Below are 24285 nucleotides of genomic sequence, written 5' to 3' on the forward strand. Positions count from 1 at the left end.
CTCGAAACACCGTTTACACACATGCCGCCTCAAGAGCACCGATATCGGGGACAGAACTTCGGACATCACGAATGCTCGCCATGCCCCACCTCCCTTTCCGTAGCTTTGAAATTTCATCATCTAGTCCGGGCTCTAACGGTTAACCAATGTGGGATCGGTTAGGGATTGGCGTTTTTGTGAGCGGGGGTTTCTTAAATCTGATCGCAATTGCGTATGTTAGGTCCATACTGCGACAGCAACTTACGCACATAATGAACTTATCGGCGGATACGGATCCCCGGCAAAAGAGAGTAACTGGCCAAAATGTGAACTCCCCCCATATTATCGTAACGAATGTGCGCTGACAGCATCACCACTAATTTCTTGCGGACTACCACGCAAGGTAGCCGGTTTTTTACCCTATTCTAGTTATTGAAATAGGGTAAAAATTTTTGCTGAATGAGAGGTTCCAGACTTGCTCGTTTAGGACTGAAACTCAGCCTCTAAGTCATCGCAGAAAACTCCAACCATAAAGTAAATCAATCTACGTTCGCGCGAAAGTTTGAGATCCGGAAACCCTACGGCTCAAAGTGATACCTCTGCGTGCCTAACGGCATCAAAGTCACCCCATGTACAGGTAAAATCCAATATTGTGTTCGCGCTCCTCGTCAAGAAGGGCCGGAAGCTGACCTTCGTAGCGCTCTGCATTGCGACCCGTAGGGCGGATTTTGCTGCCTTATGCTGCGGGCGCACATCCTCCATTGCAGTTGAGAAGACCTCTTGGAGGAAGGGCGGAAAGCGGTCGTTCGCTACATCTAGAGCCAAGGTCACCAAAGTGCAGAAACCAGACTTTCCCAAGTTTTGAGCTTGGCCTGACCTGAAACCCCAACCAAGTTGTAAGTTGCCCCGGTCAAACCCCGTACAGATCCTCGGTATCGTAGTAGCGTAAAGGCTGACAACCAGAAATCTGTGCAAGAGGCTTTGGCACACCCATTAAAGGTGATAGAAATTCCCAAACGTAAATGAGTAAAAGAGACTGAAGTGAAATTTTGCAAAAACTTTTTATGTAACTTACTAGGCTTTTTCGATGAAAAAAGAGAGACAAGACCGCAAAGCCGTCGGTTCGTTGACCTCGCGCCAACCAATCAGGCGGACGAAAATGGAATATATGCAGAAGCGCTCAACTTCGCAATAAACAATGCAGATGTATTTAATATCGCCCTGACCGGTCCTTACGGCTCAGGCAAAAGCAGTGTGATCAAGTCTTTCCTCAAACGGTACAACAAGAAACGCAATCGGGCCGCCTTGGAGATATCACTTGCATCATTCGTATCAGACCTTGAAGCGGACAGGGAGGACCCGTCCGCCAAACCAAAAGGTCAGAAAGTCGAGATTAGTAAACAAGAAATCGAAAGAAGCATTCTTCAGCAGATGCTCTATGGTGCCGACGCAAACAGATTACCGCTATCCCGATTTAAACGCATTCAAACGCCAAGTCGGTGGGCATGGGCGTTTTCCTTACTGATCATGTTTGGCGGCGCGTCGATATGGTATCTGCTCCAGCACACGTCCGAGATTGTGCAAGGAGATTTTTTCAAACCTTTTGGAAAGTCGAACTGGCTCAATCTCAGCGCGTTTATTATTGGGACCTTATTCATCTGGCTGATTATTTATCGGCTTTATATTCAAAGCTTCGGGCTGACGTTGAAAGGAATCAGCTTAAAAGACGCCGAAATCGCCCCAAAAGCGGCAGACGAAGAGTCGATCTTGAATCGCCATCTGGACGAAATCATCTATTTTTTTCAATCAACTTCCTACGACATGGTCGTCATTGAAGACTTAGATCGTTTCGAAAATCCAGAAATTTTTGTGACACTTCGCGAAATCAACAGATTGATCAATTCAAACGCGGGTGTAGAGCGGCAAGTCCGATTTTTGTATGCCTTGCGCGACGACATTTTCGGGAACACGGACCGCACAAAGTTCTTTGAATTCATCGTACCCATTGTACCAATCATCAACCATTCAAACTCAATCGATATGGTTCTTGAGCAAGGGCAGCGCTTGTCGATTGTCGAACGCCTCAATCAGCAGTTTTTGCGAGAGGTTTCACGCTACCTGACCGATCTCCGGCTCATCCGCAATATATTCAACGAATATGCCATCTACATTCAAAACCTTGAACGGGAAGGTGAAAACGATCTTGATCCAAACAAGCTTCTTGCGGTCCTGATTTACAAAAACGTGATGCCTAAAGACTTTGAAGCACTTCATCGGCAGAAGGGAGCTTTAGCAAGCTTGCTGGGTCGGTATGATGAACTGGTTGAGCGCTGTGAATCCGACTTGAACGACCAGATCTCCGGAATTGAAGATGAAATTTCTCTGGCCAAAAAACAGCTACCTAAAGACATCCTCGAATTGGAAAGAATTTACGCTATGGCGCTGGTTGAGAATCTACCCACAAACCACTCACAACTTCGCTTTAACAACAAAAGTATCCCCATTAATCAACTTTCAAAGCGCGAAGATCTGGGGCAGATTATCACGGCGGCTAGCCTCGCCACAGCTCCACACCAAAATAGCGGATGGACCCACTTCAATGTTGGCGACATTGAGAAGCTAGTTGACGAACGATTGACTTATGCGGAACGTCGAGAAGAAATCGCGAAGAAATCGACCAAGTTCGTCGGTCAATCGGTCAAGAGAACTCAGGAACTTAAGTCGAAAATTTCAACTTTGCGGGTCCGACCGTTTTCGGAGGCCGTCCGAGCAAACCCCGAGCTTGCGGATGATTGTTTTGTCGACCTCGGCGACAACAAGGAACTTATGAAGTTCTTGGTTTTCGAAGGATATCTTGATGACACATACTACCAGTACATTTCGCTCTTTCACGAAGGCCGCCTGTCTCCCCAAGACAACAAATTCCTCAGAAAAATTCGCAGTTTTAATACGCCTGAACCGGATTTTCAGATCGACACCCCCGCAGAAGTCATCGCCGCAATGCGGTCGGAGGACTTTGGCCAAAGCTATGTGTTAAACCGCCACCTTTTCGATTTTCTGTTTGACGCACCATCGCCTTACCGAATGCAGATCAACGCTGCCTTGCGGTATATCGCAGAAAATTTCGATGATTGCGGTCCTTTCTTCAATAGCTACTATGAAAGAGGCCAAAAAGTACCCCAATTGGTGGAGTCGCTCATGGCACTGTGGAAAGGGTTTCCGGCCATTGCCGCCGAAAGCGACCAGAGCGTCTTACATGTTGCTAGGCTAGCCGCCTATGCGCCAGAAGCAACGCTAAGCGAGACACCGTTTGCAGATGGTCCCGTTGCCGCCTGCCTTTCCATGGAAACCGCTCATGTACTCGGACAGGGAGTCGAATTTGATCCATCAAGATTGGAAATTTTACGTGTTGAAGTCGCCGACTTATCAAGCTTAACCGACTTCCCAGAGGTGCAGAAATTCTTGATGGACGGGGGATTATACGCAATCAACATTTCAAACGTTCGGTTCGCGTTGGAACAATCCAAGAATTCAGCCGAGTTGAAATCACTGGATACACAACACTACACCACGGTCTTGGAATCCAACAACAAGAGCTTGCTACATCGCGTAGAGGCCGATTTCATAAGGTACATGCGTCATGTGTTACTAAAGCTTGAGGACAACACTAAAGAGGGCGGCTCTGCCATCTTGGCGGCGATACGCCATGATGAAGTTGCCGTCGAATTTCGAGAAGACTTCTGGAGTAGACAATCGACAATCTTGCCGCTGCTATCTGAAGTGCCTCATCACTTTCACGCCTTTGGACTCGAGCACAAACGTGTCGCAGCGACGTGGGAAAACTGTCTCACGTTTTTGTCTAGCGAGAGTTTCAATGCAGAGCGCCTCACAGCTTATTTGACAGATCCAAACGTGATGAAGGTCCTCTTGAAAGAAGCCATCCCAGACCACAAAGATGCGCTACCGCTCTCTCGCTTCCTGCTCAACAATGCCAGTTTCAAAAATGGGACATATCGATCTTATACTGCCATTCTCCCTTGGAAATTTAATAACTTCCCCGCAGCTTTTAGCGCGGAAAAACTGAAGATACTCATTGAAGAGAAACGAATTTCGTTCTCGACTGAGAGCTTTGAAAGCTTGAGTGAACAGCCCGAACTACAGGTGTCATTTTCCGCGACGAATATCGACGCCTTCCTAAGCAATTCGAGCAACTACGAGGTTGATGATGGCTTTCGGATGGGACTGCTACGGTCGAAGATCTCTGACGACAAAAAGAAAATAGTCATCCGAGATATTGACCCAGAGTCTATTACAGCAGACCCATCATGCGCGTCAGTAGTTGGACCTATTTTGGAAAGGACGGGTTTTGAACCCATAGAGCTTGGCTTTGATGTAATTCGTTCGTTGGTAGTCAACTCCAAGCCGATTGCGGTGCAGACGTCATTGCTAAACAAAAGCAGGGACTTTCTGTCTGATGACCAAGTTCGAGGTATTCTAGCTGAGTTCGAAGAACCCTACCGCGACATCGTTGCATTCGGGAAATCGCCCAGCATTCCAAATACCTCCGAAAACAGGTCATTGATTGAGTGGCTGGAGCAGCGGCAGATTATTTCATCTTGGAAACTAACGGTCACTGAAAAAGAACTGCGAATCCACACGTTCAGGTCCAAGCCGCAGGAGGGTGCGTCTGAATAGCCCCTAGATTTGTAGACGCTTTCTTCCTTAACTTTGAGGCAAGGAGGCCGTTGTGGGGAAGCCAAATTAAACAGGGCAAGGTCGCGATGGTTCTCCGCCAGTTCGAGCCGTACGCGGATTGCCCAGACGTGCTTAGGCTTCAGCGGGAGTTTTTGACCGACGATGCGCCCTTTGTTCCAAGCGGGCCGAAGCGCGCGAATGGCCGGTAAGTTTGGTGTTTGCATGATGAATTCTCCGATCCACCATTCCCTCTCACAGCGGCAACCAAACGTTGACAGCCCTGTATATCACAAGATGTGCGAAAACAGCGAAAGTCCGGAAAGAGCCCTGAGCCGTCATTGAAGATTGCCAAATTAGATAAGAGCGGCCTTTATCAGGAACTTGATTCAGTTAATAAGTTGAGGTGCGAAGTCAATATGACCAGAGCTATGCAATTTAACTCAGTAGCCAAGATCAACTCGCTTTTCTGGATAACCTCGCTTGGGGGAAATGAGATTGGAGTGACTAATCGCATCCTTGAGGATCTCGAGCCAAGCTGCGCATCGCGCGGCTTAACGTTCGAGAAACTTGCCCCTACGACCGCATCCGAGTTGCTGATCGCGCTCGATGAGATTGCGGCACGTGCCACCTCTGGCATGCTGCCTATTATCCATTTCGATACCCATGGATCAGTCGATGGTGGAATCCACATTGTGCAATCAGGAGAGAATATCAGCTGGCCGGATATCGCGGATAAGTTGCGCATCATCAACGAGATCACTGGCAACAATCTGTGTGTAGTCTCTTGCGCCTGCTTCAGCTTTCACGTTGTTAGTGAAATCGATATCAATAGAAGCGCACCATTCTACATCCTCATCGCTCCCGAGCAGGAAATACCAGCCGGTGACATTGAATCGAATATTGTCAAGTTTTACCAAGACATGCTTGATGAGGAAGATATCATCACTGCACATAAGCGCCGGTTTGACGGGACCTTGCGGGTTTTCCACTGCGAGAAAATGCTGGCTATCGTGTTGGCCAAGTATGTCAATAACGCAGGCCTCGGCAAGCAGCGAGCAAGACGTAAGGAAGATTTGGTGTCAATGGCCATCAATCTCGGACTCCCTAGAAATCGAAAGAACCTTCGGGCGCTGCGCAAACAGGCTAACAAACTCATCTCTGTGAGAGAAGATCTAATCAAACGCTTTTTGCCTACCTTTCTTTGCGGAAAACGCCCGGGCTTCAGTATTGCACAAATCAAGGATTTGGTTATCGAAGCCCGCGCCAATGGGCTAGAGCCTCAGGGTCCTTACGCTAGGCAAATTGGCATAAATCCAGCCAGCCTGTCAGAATTTCCAAAATAGCACACACAAGGAGACGTAGATAAGATCACGTACTTTGTAGATGGCATGCTGCCACTGCTAAAGCCATTTTCGCTTGCCACGTGGCGGCGTCTGTAGGCACGAACCAATTTGTGATACACTGTGAACGGCAGTCTTGTCCGCGATGCAGCCAGCGGACCACCCATTTATTTCGCAGAAGCGGCGAACGTCGGCTATGCGGGTAGCAACCGCAGCATCTTGACCGAGAGGAGAAGGTCCGGTTTGGGCCGTTCGTGTCGACTAACATCTTGGACGGAAAGCAGGCCTTAGCTGCGGGGGCGCAGATTTACTCTCAGTTGCAGCAAATACAAACCTTCATCGCGACTGCGGCATTAGCGCAGCAACGAGGTTCCCAGTCTAGGAGTACTTTTGTCGGATCAGTCCTCCCAGCCCCTGTTTTCGCTTAGCTTGTTTTGCCTCAAGATGAGCACGCAGACAGGAGATCGCACGCTTAACACGCCGGGCAAGAATATTGGCCTCGACCTCAATCAGTTTGGCGTTGTTTGTATGGTGGACTTTGATTTCACCACCAAACTTGCTATCCAACAAAGCTACCACCTTATCTTTTTCCATTTCACGCGCGGAACCTACTTCCTCCAGCTGTTCGGAATATTCGCCATAATATTTCCAATGAGCTTGGCGAAGAAAAAAGTTCGCACCTCCGTCTGTATGTGTATAGAAAATATCGCGCTCAATATCCCCACCATCGTCACGTCTTCGAGAAGAAATGTGCATTCGGGAGAAGAATTTTGACAGAACTCCAGAGGGGTTAGATTCCGGGTCAATTGAAGCAAGTTTTTGATCCAGTTTCATCACATTGGGGAGTAGGAACTCATCCTCAAAGTAGGTCCGGTCCATATCCGCAATCATATCAACCGTATCTTCGGAGCGAAAACTATCGGTCAGCCAGCCAATTTTCTGTTCCAGAGTAAGCCTGCGATCAGCGACAACAAATTTGGCATAGAAATACTCTTGGAAAGACCTGTGGGCAAACTCGTAAAATAGCCCGACCCGCTCCATAATTGAAATAGACTCCCTGAAATCCCTAATCACTTCCATGGTGTTGGCCTCGACTCCACATGCGTCAATGGCCTCATTGACAAAGCGCTCCATCTGCTCGTCATTAAACGAGAAAATGCGTTCAACATAAGAGACGGCACAAAAGAACATGAAAGCACGCTCGATTTGCTCCATTGCTAAGTTAGAAAACAACTCGCGTTTATATCGCCCCTTTGATGCGTCATGCTCTCGAGCAAGTACATCAAAGCACTTTGCATAGAAAATATGGCGTTTCTCGGGAATTTCACCAAATGAATCGTACGTTAGCAGCATCATTGCCGACAGGAGTGGGTTCGAGAGAAAGTCTTTGTTTTTCTCAAATTCTCCTCCTTCTAGGTCAGCAAGGAAATCTTGTTTTTTGTCTTCGTCGAAGCGTAGTTTTGAGATGTATTCAACAGCTTTTTCAAGGTCGAATGGAAGCAGCTTTGCCTCTGTGAAACCTTCCCATGCCACAAACTCGTCGGAAGGGCGGCTAGTTACCAAGAGTGCGCATTTGTTATGATTTCGCGCCAACGCTGTGATCTCATCGGAGACCTGCTCGCGAATTTCTTGGTTTAACTCGTCAAAGCCATCAAGGAGGAAGTAGAAAGCTCCACTTTTTAAGCCATAGTTGAACTGAGCGCGAGTAAAGGACTCGCAGCATTCATGGATCGACTCAAAAATCTCCGCCAGCAACATCCCCTTATTTTTGGAGGCCCTGTTCAAAGACCTAAGTTCAAAGAATATTGGGTAGTAGGAATATCCCTTTTCAATAACACTCCTGAAAGAATACTTAAGAAATACGGATTTTCCGCTTCCAGCCAAGCCGGTGATGACTACTTTTCCGCCGGATTTATTCATCTGCTCAAGGAACTCATCGGATGAGCTGCTCTCGCCTCCAGTTTCGAAATCAGGGGCAACGAAGCAATCCTCAAGTGCAATCGGGTCATTTCGATTCAAAAGTGTTTTAAGCGTTTCGCATTTGGCATAATTAGCTTCGAGATATGAGGGTAACCCCTTGTCCAGAACCAACCTAAGGGCATCGTATTTGTCTTTGGCGAACTTAATAGAGATTCGATCTACAAGACTGGCAGTGGATTTCTCAATGGCTTTTGTAGTGCCAGCGCCGATAGCCACAGCAGTGGCAGTTGAAATGGGTTCAACCAAATTTCACACCCCTTTAGGTTGCATTTTTGTTTGATCATGCATTCAAAGGCTTTCAACAACAAGGTGATTTAAAGCGTTTCGGGCGACTGGGAACTACCTTTGAAGCAAGAGAGCTCTTCGCTTTCTTGTCGACGCCAACGCCAGCTTTGGCGAAGCTGCAGCGCGGCGTCTGATTGACCGATGAATGTCACCTTTGGGCCGTGATCGTTTTAAGACCATCAATGACCAAAGGCAGCCCAATCACTAAGACACGTTCTATAGCTAATGAACTAAACTAAAATCCCTTCACCTCGCGCAGATACCGACCAAAGATTTATCAAGAAAAGAGCTCAGTGTGCGAATATAACTAACTCTTTTTAAACATGCATCGAAAAAAGGGTGCCCGGAAGGCACCCTAAGTTTCGCATAGCCAAGCTCATCGTTTACCGCTCGTTTGTTTTATGCCTGCGGCTTGGCCGTCGTTAGGGGCTAGCGCACCGGCCCCCTGTTCGATGGAATGAGAAAAGAAACTATCTCCTTTCTCATTCCGAAACTGCTAGCAATTTGACACCGGAATGAGATGTAACGTCATGCCTTTTGGTAGCTCACGTCCGATAGTTGCCTCGTTTCCCTCCGTTATTGCCGAACTAGACCATCAAACTCCATAAAGGATCTGCCCCCAGCTCGCGTCAATAAAATCAACAACTTACGCGAACTGGGCGTTAATCACCCTGTAAATGGCCGCCGAAACACTCGAAATGGGCTTCATATGCTTGGCTTTTCAGCAAGGCCGGGGCGTTTGTCTTAGCTGCAGCCCGACGTGCCGCCGCAGGTGTTGCACTTCATGCAGGTGCCGTTGCGGACCAGCGTGTAGTTGCCGCATTCTCCGCAGGCTTCGCCCTCGTAGCCCTGCATCTTTGCCTTGGTACGGGCGTCCATGCTGACCGCGCCGCTGGACACCGCTGTGGTCGACCCCATGCTGGCCGCGACCGAGGCTTGGCCTGCCTGCGGCATCACACGGTCAAGCGTCTGCGTGTCGCCGTGCCCCTGCCCGCCTTGCAGCAGCACCAGGTCCTGCGGCAGACGGTTGCGCAGATACCCGGTCGAGCTGATCTGCTTGAGCACCTCAAGCGAGCGGTTGGCGGCGGTTTCGGAGATTTCCGCCACATTGGCGACGCTTTCCTGATCGCCGCGGCCGAGGCTGTCAAAGCTGGCCCCTTCGGGTTGCACATGCGCCAGATCGGTACGGTCCAGATAGGACACGGCGAGCTCGCGGAACACATAGTCAAGGATCGAGGTCGCGTTCTTGATGCTGTCGTTGCCCTGTACCATGCCAGCGGGTTCGAACTTGGTGAAGGTGAAGGCGTCGACGAATTCCTCAAGCGGGACGCCGTATTGCAGCCCCACGGACACGGCGATGGCAAAATTGTTCATCATCGCACGGAAGCCCGCGCCTTCCTTGTGCATGTCGATAAAGATCTCGCCCAAGGAGCCGTCTTCGTATTCACCAGTGCGCAAATAGACCTTATGCCCGCCTACGTTGGCCTTTTGGGTATAGCCCTTGCGGCGCTGAGGCATCTTTTCGCGGTGCGATTTGATGATTTCTTTGACGATGACCTTCTCGACGATCTTTTCAGCCAGCACGGTGGCTTTCTCGTGGGTGGTGCCGCTTTCCAGCGTTTCGGCGGCCTCGTCATCATCCTCGACCAGCGCGGAAGCCAGAGGCTGCGACAGTTTTGATCCGTCGCGGTACAGCGCGTTGGCTTTGATGCCAAGCGACCACGACAGCTCGTATGCGTTTTGGCAATCCTCGATGGTGGCGTCATTTGGCATGTTGATCGTCTTCGAGATCGCGCCGGAGATGAAGCTTTGCGCCGCCGCCATCATGTAGATGTGGCTGTTGACGGACAGGTAGCGTTTGCCCTTCTTGCCGCAGGGGTTGGCGCAGTCGAAGATGCCGTAGTGTTCGGGCTTGAGGTGCGGCGCGCCTTCCAGCGTCATCGTACCGCAAACATGGTCGTTGGCCGCCTCGATGTCTTTCTTGGAAAAGCCCAGGGATTTCAGCAGGTCAAACGTCGGGTCGTTCAGCTTTTCGGCAGGGATGCCAAGGACTTGAGTGCAGAACTCCTCGCCCAATGTCCATTGATTGAAGACAAAGCGGATGTCGAAAGCCTGCGCCAGCGCCGCGTCGATCTTGGCCAGCTCATTAGGGCCAAAACCGTGGCCGACCAGCGTGGTGTGGTTGATCGCAGGCGCGTTCCCGATAGTGCCGTGACCGACGGCATAGCCGACGATCTCTTCGATCTGGGCGGAGCCGTAGCCAAGCTTTTCAAGCGCTGCGGGTACCGACTGGTTGATGATCTTGAAATAGCCACCGCCCGCGAGCTTCTTGAATTTCACCAGCGCAAAGTCAGGCTCGATCCCGGTGGTGTCGCAATCCATCACCAGACCGATGGTGCCCGTCGGCGCAATCACAGAGGTTTGCGCGTTGCGGTACCCGTGCTTTTCGCCAAGACGCAGGGCTTCGTCCCAGGTCGCGGTGGCGATGTCGATCAGGTTGGCTTGCGGGCAGTTTGCGTGATCCAGTGGCACGGGCTTGACCGATAGCGCCTCGTAGCCGTCGGTGTTGCCGTGGGCCGCATTACGGTGGTTGCGGATGACGCGCAGCATGTGGTCGGCGTTCTTGGCGTGACCGGGGAAGGCCCCCAGCTCGCCCGCCATCTCGGCGGAGGTGGCATAGGAAACGCCAGTCATGATCGCGGTCAGCGCCCCGCAAAGCGCACGGCCCTCGTCGCTGTCGTAGCTAAAGCCCATGTTCATCAGCAGACCGCCGATGTTGGCATAGCCCAGACCCAGCGTGCGGAAATCATAGGACCGCTGCGCGATTTCCTTGGACGGGAACTGCGCCATCATCACCGAGATTTCGAGCGTAACGGTCCACAGACGCGAGGCGTGCATATAGTCTTCGACCATGAACTCCCCGTCTTGCAGGAAGGTCAGCAGGTTCATCGACGCGAGGTTACAGGCCGTGTCGTCGAGGAACATGTATTCGGAGCATGGGTTCGACCCGCGGATCGCGCCGTCTTCGGGGCATGTGTGCCAGTCGTTTACCGTGTCGTGATACTGGATACCGGGATCGGCGCAGGCCCAAGCCGCGTGGCCGACTTGCTCCCACAGGTCACGGGCGCGGATGGTTTTCGACACGCGCCCGGTGGTGCGGTCCAGCAGCTCCCAATCGGCGTCTTTTTCGACGGAGTGCAGGAAAGCGTTGGTCACCCGGATCGAGTTGTTGGAGTTCTGGCCCGAGACCGAGGAATAGGCTTCGGAATCCCAGTCTGTGTCATAGGTCGGGAATTCGATCGAGGTATGACCCTGCTTGGCATAATCCAGCACGCGCTTGACGTATGTCTCTGGGATCGCGCATTTTTTCGCGCTGCGGATCGCGGCCTTCAGCTGGTCGTTCTTGGCAGGGTCATAGGCGTCGGCCTCTGCGCCGTCCCATGCTTTGATCGCGGCAAACAGCTTGTTCAGCTCGCGTTCATGCATCTTCGACCCAGCGACGATGCTCGCCACCTTTTGCTCTTCGATGACCTTCCAGTTGATGAAATCCTCGATATCGGGGTGGTCCGCATCAACGATCACCATCTTGGCCGCGCGCCGTGTGGTGCCACCCGATTTGATCGCGCCTGCCGCACGGTCACCGATTTTCAGAAAACCCATCAAGCCAGAGGATTTCCCCCCGCCCGACAGTTTCTCGCCCGCCGCCCGCAGGCTCGAGAAGTTGGTGCCGGTGCCGGAACCGTATTTGAACAGACGCGCCTCGCGGACCCACAGGTCCATAATGCTGCCGTCCCCTACCAGATCGTCAGCGACAGACTGGATGAAACAAGCGTGGGGCTGAGGATGCTCGTAAGAGGATGTCGACCGCGTCAGCTTGCCGGATTTATAATCGACATAGTAATGCCCCTGCGCGGGACCATCGATGCCGTAGGCCCAATGCAAACCGGTGTTGAACCATTGCGGGCTGTTGGGTGCGCCGCGCTGGCTGGCCAGGATGTGACGCATCTCGTCATAATAGGCTTGGGCGTCTTCTTCGGTGGTGAAATAGCCACCTTTCCAACCCCAATAGGCCCAAGCGCCCGCCAGACGGTCGAACACTTGCTTCGACGACGTCTCGCCGCCCATGGTCGCGTCATCGGTCGGCACCGAGCGCCAGAGGAATTCTGGCACGCCCTTTTCCTTGACCTTCTTGGTCTCGGACGGGACGCCTGCCTTGCGGAAATATTTCTGGGCGATCACATCAGAGGCGACCTGGCTCCAGCTGGAGGGCACTTCGACGTTATCGAGGCGAAAGACCACCGACCCGTCAGGATTGCGGATTTCGGAGGCTGTGCTCACAAAGTCCAGTTCTGCGTAGGCATCCTGACCGGATCGCGTGAATTTTCTCTCGATTTTCATAAGTGCTGCCCCAAATTTTCAAACTCTCAACCAGCGGCATGATCGGGCCGCCAAACCTATCGCCGGTGTGCATCGTCCCCCGCACCCGCATCAGGTTGGTCTTGGATCAAGCCGATTAACCGGCGCAAATGTGCGAAACCCAATTTCACCCGATCAGCACGCCACCCCGATCAATCACCAGATGTAGTGGCCCGCCCGTCGATTTACACAAACTGGCGTATGCAGCCCTATTGGGTCAACGGCTTTATTATCGAAATAAGGGAAGTTGCGTCTTGACCGGATCGGCATTTTTTGAAGCTTCGGTCGGCGCGGTGATTCAGCGAAATGATATGCACAGACAGCGGATCTCGAGGGTGATTTTCCACACCGCGGATAAAGTTAATAAACGCTAAGGTTTAGCGCGGCTGGCTCATGTATCGCTTGAGTTATCCACAAAATCCCCGACAGCGGGCTGGGGATAAACATGGCGGAACTGTGGATGATAAAAATTTATGCAGCCACCAGATATAGGTTCGAAAACCCGGCCATCTCACCAGATTTAGAGCGTGCTTCTGTGGCAAAAAAGAACGACTGCACACAAATACAGCGTTCTGATCTGCATGAAGCAGATCAGGAACACTATATGTGGTGGTTCTTAAAGTGGTCGGGGCGAGAAGATTCGAACTTCCGACCCCCTGTACCCAAAACAGGTGCGCTACCAGGCTGCGCCACGCCCCGACTGCGGCCTACTTAGCCCCAAGCAATCGGATTGAAAAGCCCTAAGTTCACAGAAAATGATAGTTTCTGACGAACTAACAGGGCCATGCCGGATTGCGCCCTGCAAACGCGGGATGGCGCAGCTCTGTCCCCGGTGTAATGCCCATCCGCGCGCTTAACCCGCCGTTAATTTCCAACACCGCCAGCAGCGCATCACTGCCCCCCTCAAGCGGAGATTCGTCGAGCGGAATCGCATTATGGTGGATGTGCTGCACCACACCGTGGGAATCGATGAACAATAGGTCGAGGGGAATCAATGTGTTACGCATCCAAAAGCTGAGAGGCTGCGGTTCTTCATAGATAAAGAGCATACCCGCGCTGCCCGCCAGTGAGGTGCGATGCATCAGTCCTTGGGCACGTTCACCGGCATCATCGGCAATCTCGACGCTAAAGCGCGCCTGCCCCCAGTCGCCGCGCAACGTCACGCTGGTGTCGCTGCATTTGGCAGCGGCCGCCCCCGCCATCGCCAGAGTGGCAAAGGCCAAAAGACCCGCGCGGATCAGCTTTGCGCGGTGCCAGATGAATCGAGTCGTACCGTTTCCCATGCATGTACCTCTGCCGCCATCTGGCCGCGTTCCCCGTTAATGACCCGCAGCGCCAATGCCTCGCCCGGTTGCAAATCCGACAGGCCCGACTGGCGCAACACTTCTATATGTAGAAAGATGTCATCGCTTTTGCCAAACACATTCGCGAAACCAAAGCCTTTGGATTTATCGAACCATTTAACCCGCGCGGGCTCCAGCGGTGCGGCGGCCACCAGTGCGGGATCAATGCCCACAATATCCGACAACGCCATCGCCTGAGCAGCAGCGGGCGGGTGTACCGCATGGACCTGCGTGGCCTGCACCCCGCGTTCGGTCTTTTGCACCGTCAGATCAATACGCGCACCGTCCGCGACAGAGCTTTGTCCGTAATTACGTAACACATTGACGTGCAACAGGATATCAGGCCCGCCAGCGTCTGAGACAACGAAACCGAACCCCTTCGCGGGGTCAAACCATTTCACCACGCCGGAAATGGCAGAGCTATTGCTGGATACTTCTGACACAAATGTCCTTTGGTCTTCTCTAGGTCAGGCAACAGCGTGCCCGCGTACAAAATATCAGCGACAAAAGCCGCCTTATGGGTTCAATCTCGTTACGCTCCAATCACCGTTTTGTTCGGCACGTCGCCAGACAAAACGGTCATGCAATCTATACTCTCCGTCGGCCCAGAACTCGATTTCAACCGGGGTGATCCGGTAGCCCCCCCAAAAAGGTGGACGGTCTGGGTTTGGCCCCTTTTTGGCGGTGACTTTTGCCACTTCGGCGACCAATGACGCACGGCTGGCTAAAGGGGACGATTGGTCAGAGGCCCAAGCCCCCAACCGGCTTTTGAGCGAGCGCGACTTGTAATATGCGTCCGCCTGCGGGCCTTCTTCTTTGGAAACCACGCCGCGCACCCGTATCTGGCGGCGCAGGGATTTCCAATGCATCACGAAAGCAGCCTTGCCCGCGTGATCCAGTTCTTGCGCCTTGGCGCTGGTGTAGTTTGTGTAAAAGACGAATGCCGCGTCTTCGATTTCTTTTAGCAACAGCATGCGCGCATTGGGCAAACCGTCGGCATCCACGGTCGATAGCGCGATGGCATTTGGGTCGTTAACCTCTGTCTGCGTTGCCTCATCCAGCCAGCGGCGCGCAATCACAAAGGGATCGTCACCGGCAAAAATGCCTTTGCGCACTTCCATGATCATGATCCCCTTCCTTGCGCATCGACGCAAACTTGCGACAATGCCTTACATCAAATGACATACTAGAACAACTAAACACACTGTCGCGCCTAAAAACCGCCAGGGCGGTCTATCACGGCGTCCTCTCAAGTGCCGCGATCACCGTGCAGCCTTGATGCCAAACTATCAATAGCATAAACCGGATAAAAGTTCAGTGACATAGTCGAAGGAAGTACAATGGCAAATGACCTGATGGCAGGCAAACGTGGGCTTATCATGGGCCTCGCCAATGACAAGTCGATTGCCTGGGGCATCGCACGCACCCTCGCGGATGCTGGTGCAGAGCTGGCATTCTCGTATCAAGGCGACGCGCTGAAAAAGCGGGTCGATCCACTGGCGGCGCAACTGGGCAGCGATCTGGTCCTGCCCTGCGATGTGGGGTCGGAAGAGTCGATTGACGCGCTGTTTACCGCTTTGGGCGAACGTTGGGACGGGATCGACTTTATCGTCCACGCGATCGGGTTCTCTGACAAGAACGAATTGCGCGGGCGTTATGTCGACACCAGCCGCGCCAATTTCGCGATGTCGATGGATATCTCTGTCTACTCCTTCACCGCTGTGATGCAGCGCGCGGAAAAGATGATGAAGTCCGGCGGCAGCGCGGTCACGCTCACCTATTACGGTGCCGAAAAAGTGATGCCGCATTATAATGTGATGGGCGTCGCCAAGGCCGCTCTGGAAGCATCGGTCAAATATCTGGCCGAGGATCTGGGCAAGGACGGCATCCGCGTTAACGCGATCAGCGCCGGCCCGATCAAGACATTGGCCGCATCCGGCATCGGCGACTTCCGCTATATCATGAAGTGGAACGAGTATAACTCGCCGCTGCGTCGCAACGTGACCATCGACGATGTGGGTAAATCCGCGCTGTTCCTGCTGAGCGATCTTGGCTCGGGCACGACGGGCGAGAATCTGCATGTGGATGCGGGTTACCACGTGGTGGGCATGAAAGCCGTCGACGCCCCAGACATGGCAAAGGAATAACGACATGAGCAAGGATGCCTCGCGCCTGCCCCATGAAAAAGGGTTTCACATCAGCTGGGACCAGATCCACCGTGACAGCCGTGCGCTGGCGTGGCGTCTGGACGGCATGGGCCCCGATGACGGCGGCTGGCGTGCTGTAGTTGCGATCACCCGTGGCGGTATGGCCCCCGCGATGATCGCCGCCCGCGAGCTGGATATCCGCACCGTCGACACGATTTCGATCAAGTCCTATGACCATCAGGATCAATCGGACGCGGTCGTGCTCAAGGCCCCCGATGCAGAGCTGATGGGCGACGGCACCGGTATCCTGATCATCGACGATCTGGTGGATTCCGGTAAAACCCTTGAAGTCGTGCGCCAGCTTTATCCCAATGCGCATCTGGCCACCGTCTATGCCAAGCCCAAGGGCCGCCCGCAGGTGGATACCTTCATTACCGAAGTCAGCCAGGATACGTGGATTTTCTTCCCCTGGGATATGGCGCTGCAATATGTAGAGCCCTACCGCGGCAAAGACTAAACGGCACCCCCGCAGATACCTGCCTTCGGCGAGGATTTAGGACCATTTGGAAGCAGCGGCCCCGCGCCGTGTCAGACTTTGCGCTGGTCCGCTTGCCGAAGCGCCCCCTCCCTCGCCCAGTCAGGAGCATTTACCATGACCCCGCGTACCGCCGCGACTTTCTCTCCTCCGGTGATGGAGGCGCGCCGCTGGTTGACGGGCGTCCATTTTGACGCCGACCGCCCCCTGATCAACGTGAGCCAAGCCGCCCCTGTCGATCCGCCCCCGCAGGCCATGCGTCAGGCCATGGCTGATGTCGCGCTGAACAACGATGATGCGCATCTTTACGGGCCGGTGCTGGGTCTGCCCGAATTGCGCGACGAGCTGGCCGCGCAGGTCAGCGCCCATTACGCTGGCGCGGTAGAGCCCGCGCAAGCGGCGATTACATCGGGCTGCAATCAGGCCTTTGCCGCTGCGATTGCTACGCTCTGTGCCGAGGGGGACGAGGTGATCCTGCCGGTGCCGTGGTACTTTAACCACAAGATGTGGCTGGATATGTCGGGTGTCGCCGCCGTGCCGCTGCCGGTGGGGGATGCGCTCTTGCCCGACCCGGAACAGGCTGCCGCCCTGATCACCGACCGCACCCGTGCCATCGCCTTGGTCACGCCCAACAACCCCGGCGGCGTTGAATACCCCGAAGAGCTGGTGCAGGCGTTTTTCGATCTGGCCCGTGCGCGCGGTATCGCCCTGATCCTGGACGAGACCTATCGCGACTTTGACAGTCGTTCCGGCCCGCCGCACCGTCTGTTTCAGGACCCCGACTGGCACGATACTTTGATCCATTTATATTCTTTTTCAAAGGCCTACCGTCTGACTGGTCACCGAGTGGGCGCGATTGTCGCCTCCCAGACGCGTCTTGCCGAGGTTGAGAAGTTCCTGGATACCGTTGCCATTTGTCCCGGCCAGATCGGTCAACATGCCGCCCTTTGGGGGATGCAGAACCTTGACACATGGCTGGCCGGCGAGCGGCGCGAGATCCTGGCGCGGCGACAGGCGATTGCCGACAGTATGCACCGTTTAGACGCGAAAGGCTGGAAGCTTTTGGGGCTTGGCGGCTATTTCGCCTATCTCTCGCACCCCTTTGACGAAAGCTCTGCCACATTGGCCCCGCGGCTGGTGCGCGAGGCGGCCGTGCTGACCCTGCCCGGCACCATGTTCCATCCGGCAGAGGATATCACCGGCGGGCGGCATCTGCGCCTCGCTTTTGCCAATCTGGATGTCGCAGGCATCGAGGTGCTGTTTGACCGTCTGACACAGGTCTAACGCGGCTCTTGCCCCCCTGCCGCGCACCGCATAGACAGGGCAAAACGTGCGTTTAAGGGATGACACCATGAAAGCCAAAGGCAACAGCTTTACGAAAACCGCAGTATGGGGGCTGATGGGTCTTTTGATCCTGGGTCTGGGCGGTTTTGGCGCGGTCAATCTGAACGGCAGCGCACGCACCGTCGGCGAAGTGGGCGACAAGTCAATCTCGGTTGACGATTACGCCCGCGAGCTGCAGCAGCAGATCCGAGCCATCGAAAGCCAGTCCGGCGAACAGCTTAGCTTTCAGGAAGCCCAAGCCATCGGGCTGGACCGTGCCGTGCTGCAACGTCTGGTTCGTTTGCGCGCGCTCGACAATGAGGCCGACGAGATGGGCCTGTCCATCGGCGACGCGAACCTACGCGAACGCGTTGTGGAAATCCCGTCGTTCCAAGGCGTTGACGGGAATTTCGACCGCGAGGGCTACCGCTTTGCCTTACAGCAGGCCGGTCTGAACGAGAATGAATTCGAACAATCGCTGCGCGAGGAAGCGGGCCGCACACTGTTGCAGGAAGCGATCACCGGCGGGGTTGCGATGCCCGACGCCTATGCCGACACGCTTGTCTCCTATGTGGGCGAGCAGCGCAGCTTTACCTGGGCCAAACTGACGCAAGATGATCTGGATGCGCCCCTGCCCGACGCCACCGATGCGCAGTTGCAGGCCTATTACGACGAGAACGCCGATCAGTTCATTCTGCCCGCCAGCAAGACCATCAGCTATATCACCATGGGCCCGCAGGATCTGCTGGACGAGGTAGAGCTGACCGACGAAGAGCTGCAGGCCGCCTATGACGACCGCGCGGATGAATACATCCAGCCCGAACGCCGCTTGGTCGAACGTCTGGTCTTCCGCGATCAGGAGGCCGCCGATCAGGCCGCCGCCGCGCTCGAGGTTGATGGCAACACATTTGAGGGGCTGGTCGCGGACCGCGGGCTTTCCCTGTCGGATGTGGATCTTGGCGATCTGAGCCAGCAACAGCTTGGTGCCGCAGGGGACGCCGTGTTTGCTGCCGAAGTGGGGGATATTGTCGGCCCGCTGCCCAGCAACCTCGGGCCTGCATTGTTCCGCGTGAACGGTGTGCTGCCGTCGCTGAACACCACCTTCGAAGAAGCCCGTCCGACGCTGGTGCAAGACCTTGCCGCGGACCGCGCGGCCCGTCTGGTAGAGGTTCGCGCCCAGGATCTGGATGACCAATTGGCCGGTGGTGCCACGCTGGAACAGATCGCCGAGGAAAGCAAAATGACCCTCAGCACCATCGAATGGACGCAGGACAGCAGCGAAAGCATCGCCGCCTATGCCGGTTTCCGCGAGGCCGCGACACGTCTGACCGAAGGCGACTTCCCCCAGATCCAACAGCTGGATGACGGTAGCGTTTTTGCCATGCGTCTTGATGGCACCAAAGAGGAACGCCCCAACCCGTTTGACGCCGCACGTGCAGACGTGGCCGAGGCGTGGCAGAACGAACAATTGATCACCGCCCTGCGTGCCAAGGCCGAGACCCTGCAGGCCGAGCTTGCCGATGGCGCTGATTTTGCCGAGCTGGGGCTGGAGCCCAAGACCGGGACCGACCAGACCCGCGACGCCGTGGTCAGCGCCGCACCGCAGGGGTTCATCGCCGCTGTGTTTGACGCAGCCCCCGGCGAGGTAGAACTGCTGGAAGGTGCCGATGAGGTCGCGCTAGTCCGTCTTGATAGCATCAAGGACGCGGGCGAGAATGACCGGATGACGCAGGTCAAAACCCAGATCGCCACCCAGCTGGATGACCAGCTGTCGCAAGCGCTTTTCGCCGCTTTCTCTGACGACGTGATCCGCCGGACGGCACCGCGTGTCGATCAGCAGGCGATCAACGCCGTCCACGTGAACTTCCCCTAAGTTAGGTCTCCCATGTCGTTGACACCCGATTATGACAGCTTTGCCGCAGGCTATGCGGCGGGCAAGAACCAGATCGTTTACACCCGTCTGGCTGCCGATCTGGACACGCCTGTTTCGCTGATGCTCAAGCTCACCGGTGCGGCACAGAACGCCTTTGTGCTGGAATCTGTGACCGGCGGCGAGGTCCGCGGACGCTATTCGATTATCGGGATGAAGCCCGATCTGATCTGGCGCTGTCAGGGCACCACGTCGGCCATCAACCGTTCGGCACGCTATGACGTAGATGCCTTCGACGATGTTGCTGGGGATCCGCTGGATACATTGCGTGCGGTGATCGCGGAGTCGAAGATCGACCTGCCTGATGACCTGCCGCAAGCCGCCGCCGGGCTGTTCGGCTATCTGGGGTATGACATGATCCGGCTGGTGGAGCATCTGCCGAATGTGAACCCCGATCCCATGGGGCTGCCCGATGCGATGATGGTGCGCCCCTCGGTGATTGCCGTGCTTGACGGGGTCAAGGGCGAGGTCACGATCGTGTCGCCAGCTTGGGTGTCTGACGGGCAATCGGCCAAGGCCGCTTATGCCCAAGCCGCCGAACGCGTGATGGATGCGGTGCGTGATCTGGAACGGTCGATGCCCGGCACCAGCCGTGATCTGGGCGACGCCCACGAAGAATCCGCCCCCGTCAGCAATTTCACCCGCGAAGGCTATAAATCCGCCGTTGAAAAAGCGCGGGAATACATCGTGGCGGGCGACATCTTTCAGGTGGTGCCGTCGCAACGGTGGGCGCAGGGCTTCTCGCAGCCGCCGTTCGCGCTGTATCGCAGTTTGCGCCGGACCAACCCGTCGCCCTTCATGTTCTATTTCAACTTCGGTGATTTCCACGTTGTCGGCGCCTCGCCCGAGATCCTGGTGCGCGTCTTCGGCAACGAGATCACGATCCGCCCCGTTGCAGGCACCCGTCGTCGCGGGGCCACGCCGGAAGAAGACCGCGCGCTGGAGGCTGATCTGCTGGCCGACCAGAAAGAGCTGGCTGAGCATCTGATGCTGCTTGATCTGGGTCGCAATGACGTGGGCCGGGTCGCCAAGATCGGCACCGTACGCCCGACCGAGGAATTCATCGTCGAACGCTACAGCCACGTGATGCACATCGTGTCCAACGTCGTGGGCGAGCTGCGCGAAGACCGCGATGCGCTGGATGCCTTCTTTGCAGGGATGCCCGCGGGCACCGTATCAGGCGCGCCCAAAGTCCGCGCGATGGAGATTATCGACGAGCTGGAGCCCGAAAAACGCGGGCTGTACGGCGGCGGTGTAGGCTACTTTAGCGCGGGCGGCGACATGGACATGTGCATCGCGTTGCGCACGGCCGTCATCAAGGATAAAACCCTGTATATTCAGGCCGGCGGCGGTGTCGTCTATGACAGCGACGCAGAGGCGGAATATATGGAAACGGTGCATAAATCCGACGCGATCCGCCGTGCGGCGGCCGATGCAGCACGCTTCGCAGGTCAAGGGAACAGCTGAGGATGCCGGCCCAAGCCCCGTTCGAGATTGCGGGTCAACACGTGGCACCCGGCTCTCGGGCACAGATCGACTTGCCGATCTCGATCCTGCCGGACCACACGCCTGTCGGGCTCTCGCTTGAAGTGATCCACGGCAAGCGCCCCGGGCCCACCATGTTTGTCAGCGCCGCTGTTCACGGGGACGAGCTGATCGGGGTCGAGATCGTGCGCCGTCTGCTGCGCGCACCGCAATTGAAATCCCTGCGGGGGACGCTGCTGGTGATCCCGGTGGTGAACTCTTTCGGTTTCCTGAACCGGTCACGCTATCTGCCGGACCGGCGCGATCTGAACCGTTGTTTTCCGGGGCACCCGTCGGGGTCTTTGGGGTCACGGCTGGCGCATATCTTTCTGAACGACGTGGTGCTGCGCTGTGATTTCGGTATCGATCTGCACTCGGCCGCGATCCACCGGACCAACCTGCCACAGGTGCGTATCTCTCCTTCAGATGCGGTGACGCGGCGCATGGCCGCCAGCTTTGCCGCACCGGTGGTGCTGACCTCGCCCCTGCGTGACGGATCGCTGCGCGCGGTCGCCGCCGCCAAGGGCACGCCGGTGCTGCTGTATGAGGCGGGCGAAGGGCTGCGCTTTGACGAAATGGCGGTGCGCGCGGGCGTTGCGGGTATCTTGCGGGTCATGCGTGCCGAAGACATGCTGCCGGCCAAGGGCATCGCCCCCTCGCGCAGGCAATCCCATGTCTGCTCAAGCTCGACCTGGTTGCGCGCGCCCGTGGGTGGGCTGCTGCGCACCTTCAGGGCCGAGGGGGAGACCGTGAAACAGGGCGACGCGCTGGCGACAGTCTCTGACCCGTTCGGCAAGACCGAAGAGGATATTATCGCCCCCCATGACGGTATCCTGATCGGCCGCGCGATCCTGCCCGTGGTGAACGAGGGCGACGCTGTCTTCCACTTGGCAAAGCTGCTGCCCAAGGCCGTGGCAGACACGGTCGAGGATATGATCACGCAGCTCGAAAGCGACCCGCTGTTCGACGAAGACGAGATTATCTAGGCAGATCACACTCAGGCACGTCGAGGCCCGCGCAGCGCGCAGGTTTTGACGGCTTTACCGGTGGATCATTCAGGCGTCGCGTTTTTCAGCACGGCTGAGACAGGGGCAAGTGCGACTTGGCTGGCACGGTCCTGTAACCCCCAGACCAACAGCGCCGAGATCGTCTCGGGCCGCATCCGCCCCATCATGATCACCGACCCTTCGATCCCCGCCTTGAACGCGGCCTGATCAAGGAACCGTCGGATCACGGTGGGCGTCTGCCCCTTGCTGTCAAAGTCGCGGAACACGGGTGCAGCGGGCACGCCCTCTTTCACTGCAAGCTTGGGCATCGTGTTCAGCCCCTTGTCCTGGGTCACAAGGCCATAGCCCCCCTGCCCAAGGATCGCAGTCACCTGATCTGCTGTCGCGCGGTCGGGTTGCAGCCCGGCACCCTGCCCTTCAAGCACGCCGATCACTTCGGGCATGCGCGAGAAGGCGACCGCCAGCGTGGTCTCTGCATCGCTTGGCTGCGCGCCTTGAGGCAGGTCGACCATTGCCAGAACCTCGAACCCTTCGTTGCGGTAGGTCTGCATGCGCTCTGCCGCGTCGGGCAGGCTGACGTCGACGGCAAAGCTCAGCGGATAGGGAAAGCTGCGCAGCGCGGCGATACCGACCTCGCCCCCTTGCAAATCACTGCCCACGTCCATCAACAGGACGCTCATCAGCGGTTTGTCATCAGGATTCGCGAAAGGCTGGCCATAACGGGTGATGGCGGGGCTTTGTGCGGTGGCTTGCGCCTCGGGGGCGGTCTGTTCGCCCGATTGGGCGGTCGGCAGGCGGTTGATCGTCACGCCCGTATCCCGTTCAGAGGTGATCGCCGCAGGGGTACCGATTGTGGGCCGCCCGTCTGTGCGTTGCTCGGGCGCGCCAAAAACAACATCGGCAGGGGCGTCTTCGGGTTGCGCGTCGGGCGCGCTTGGCGCGGTGGCGACATCGGTGTCCGGCGTGGGCGACACGGGGGTGGTGTCCGGCGTGGGCGACACGGGGGTGTCGACGCTTTCGTCGGCGGTGACGGGCGGTGCTGTCCGGGTCTCGATGCCAAGCGCATCCGGCTCGGTCGGTTCCATCGGCGCAAGCGCCATCGGATTGGGCAAAACAGGATCATCAAGCGTGATCTTCGGTGCAGCCGCATCGGGCACGGCCACGGGGGCTGTCGCGTCGATATCCTGTGCGATCTGCGGCGCGGGCTGCGGCGTTGGGGCGACCTCTGGCTCGGGCTCTGGTTCAGGCTGTGGTTCAGGCTCTACCGTCTCAGGCGCTGCCGCGACGTCCGGCGCGTCCTCTGAAGGTGCATCTTGCACAGCCTCTTGCGCGACCGGTGCTTCTACTTCTGGTGTGACCTCGGCTTTAGGTACAGTCTCGGGCTCTGGTTCAACGATGGGCTCCTCGACGACAGGCTCTTCGACAACTGGCTCTGGCGTGATCACATCCTCGTTAGTGTCCTCAGCCGCCGTCAGGGGCGTTTCATCAGCCGCTACCACCGGGGGTTCCGCCATTTCGGGCGCGTTGGTCGCGCGTTCGTCGTCAGGCGCGTCACTTGGCACAGGCGTGTCTTGCAAGGGCGCGGGCCCCATAGGTACCATGAAGGACGCGACACCGGCGACGCCGACACTGAATACCGCACCAATAAGGATGCCGCCAATAAACCCGCGTGACATAGATGATCGCTCCTGTTTTTGTTCCGGTTCGTGCGGCTCTCCGGCCTGCTGCCCTTGACGATAGGTCTTAACCCTGAACATGTATCAGCGGACATTATACCGTGG

The 24285-nt window shown here is 55.9% G+C and carries 14 protein-coding genes, 1 tRNA gene and 1 pseudogene; 8 read left to right on the forward strand and 8 right to left on the reverse strand.

The window, feature by feature from the left end; all coding sequences use genetic code 11:
* Positions 1-1020 precede the first annotated feature (1020 nt).
* On the forward strand, positions 1021-4674 hold the full coding sequence (locus tag AADW22_RS10890; protein WP_407473713.1) for a P-loop NTPase fold protein: 3654 nt from the start codon (positions 1021-1023) through the stop codon (positions 4672-4674).
* Positions 4675-4733: 59 nt separating this feature from the next.
* Here AADW22_RS10890 and AADW22_RS10895 read toward each other — a convergent pair.
* Positions 4734-4898 (reverse strand): annotated as a pseudogene (locus AADW22_RS10895) (integrase); the annotation flags it as partial.
* Positions 4899-5102: 204 nt separating this feature from the next.
* Here AADW22_RS10895 and AADW22_RS10900 point away from each other — a divergent pair.
* Positions 5103-6017, forward strand: coding sequence for a hypothetical protein (locus AADW22_RS10900; protein ID WP_317938294.1), 915 nt, complete (start codon positions 5103-5105; stop codon positions 6015-6017).
* A gap of 375 nt (positions 6018-6392) precedes the next feature.
* Here AADW22_RS10900 and AADW22_RS10905 read toward each other — a convergent pair whose 3' ends face one another.
* The 6 genes from AADW22_RS10905 to pdxH form a co-directional block, all read right to left on the reverse strand.
* Positions 6393-8240: an NACHT domain-containing protein gene (locus AADW22_RS10905; protein ID WP_407473714.1), complete on the reverse strand. Its 1848-nt coding sequence runs from the start codon at positions 8238-8240 to the stop codon at positions 6393-6395.
* A gap of 783 nt (positions 8241-9023) precedes the next feature.
* Positions 9024-12677 (reverse strand): vitamin B12-dependent ribonucleotide reductase, encoded by a 3654-nt coding sequence (locus AADW22_RS10910; RefSeq protein ID WP_407473715.1) that lies wholly within the window; start codon positions 12675-12677, stop codon positions 9024-9026.
* Positions 12678-13317: 640 nt separating this feature from the next.
* Positions 13318-13394: transfer RNA gene (locus tag AADW22_RS10915), tRNA-Pro, on the reverse strand.
* A 74-nt stretch (positions 13395-13468) separates the two neighbouring features.
* Positions 13469-13897, reverse strand: a complete 429-nt coding sequence (locus AADW22_RS10920) for a DUF192 domain-containing protein (RefSeq protein WP_304950834.1) — start codon at positions 13895-13897, stop codon at positions 13469-13471.
* Positions 13898-13932: 35 nt separating this feature from the next.
* Positions 13933-14481 (reverse strand): cold-shock protein, encoded by a 549-nt coding sequence (locus tag AADW22_RS10925; RefSeq protein WP_174226609.1) that lies wholly within the window; start codon positions 14479-14481, stop codon positions 13933-13935.
* Between the two features lie 72 nt (positions 14482-14553).
* The gene (gene pdxH, locus AADW22_RS10930) at positions 14554-15159 is read right to left on the reverse strand and encodes a pyridoxamine 5'-phosphate oxidase (protein WP_407474593.1); all 606 of its coding nucleotides are present in this window, start codon (positions 15157-15159) and stop codon (positions 14554-14556) included.
* 219 nt (positions 15160-15378) lie between these two features.
* Here pdxH and fabI point away from each other — a divergent pair, with 219 nt between their 5' ends.
* The 6 genes from fabI (at position 15379) to AADW22_RS10960 (ending at position 22483) form a co-directional block, all read left to right on the forward strand.
* Positions 15379-16185, forward strand: a complete 807-nt coding sequence (fabI, locus tag AADW22_RS10935) for an enoyl-ACP reductase FabI (protein WP_005853827.1) — start codon at positions 15379-15381, stop codon at positions 16183-16185.
* A 4-nt stretch (positions 16186-16189) separates the two neighbouring features.
* Positions 16190-16702 carry a xanthine phosphoribosyltransferase gene (gene gpt, locus AADW22_RS10940; RefSeq protein ID WP_005853828.1) on the forward strand — a complete coding sequence of 171 codons (513 nt, stop codon included), beginning with the start codon at positions 16190-16192 and terminating at the stop codon, positions 16700-16702.
* A gap of 135 nt (positions 16703-16837) precedes the next feature.
* Positions 16838-18004, forward strand: coding sequence for an aminotransferase (locus AADW22_RS10945; RefSeq protein ID WP_341205143.1), 1167 nt, complete (start codon positions 16838-16840; stop codon positions 18002-18004).
* A gap of 67 nt (positions 18005-18071) precedes the next feature.
* On the forward strand, positions 18072-19916 hold the full coding sequence (locus tag AADW22_RS10950; protein ID WP_074634369.1) for a peptidyl-prolyl cis-trans isomerase: 1845 nt from the start codon (positions 18072-18074) through the stop codon (positions 19914-19916).
* Positions 19917-19928: 12 nt separating this feature from the next.
* Entirely contained in the window at positions 19929-21440 is a 1512-nt protein-coding gene (gene trpE / locus AADW22_RS10955) for an anthranilate synthase component I (protein WP_005853832.1), read from the forward strand.
* Between the two features lie 2 nt (positions 21441-21442).
* Positions 21443-22483 (forward strand): succinylglutamate desuccinylase/aspartoacylase family protein, encoded by a 1041-nt coding sequence (locus AADW22_RS10960; RefSeq protein WP_407473716.1) that lies wholly within the window; start codon positions 21443-21445, stop codon positions 22481-22483.
* A 65-nt stretch (positions 22484-22548) separates the two neighbouring features.
* On the opposite strand, the gene AADW22_RS10965 is transcribed toward AADW22_RS10960, so the two are convergent.
* On the reverse strand, positions 22549-24180 hold the full coding sequence (locus AADW22_RS10965) for a divergent polysaccharide deacetylase family protein (protein WP_407473717.1): 1632 nt from the start codon (positions 24178-24180) through the stop codon (positions 22549-22551).
* Between the last annotated feature and the right edge of the window lie 105 nt (positions 24181-24285).

The sequence above is a fragment of the Sulfitobacter sp. PM12 genome, from assembly GCF_045586035.1.
GTDB classification, from domain to species: Bacteria; Pseudomonadota; Alphaproteobacteria; order Rhodobacterales; family Rhodobacteraceae; genus Sulfitobacter; species Sulfitobacter pontiacus.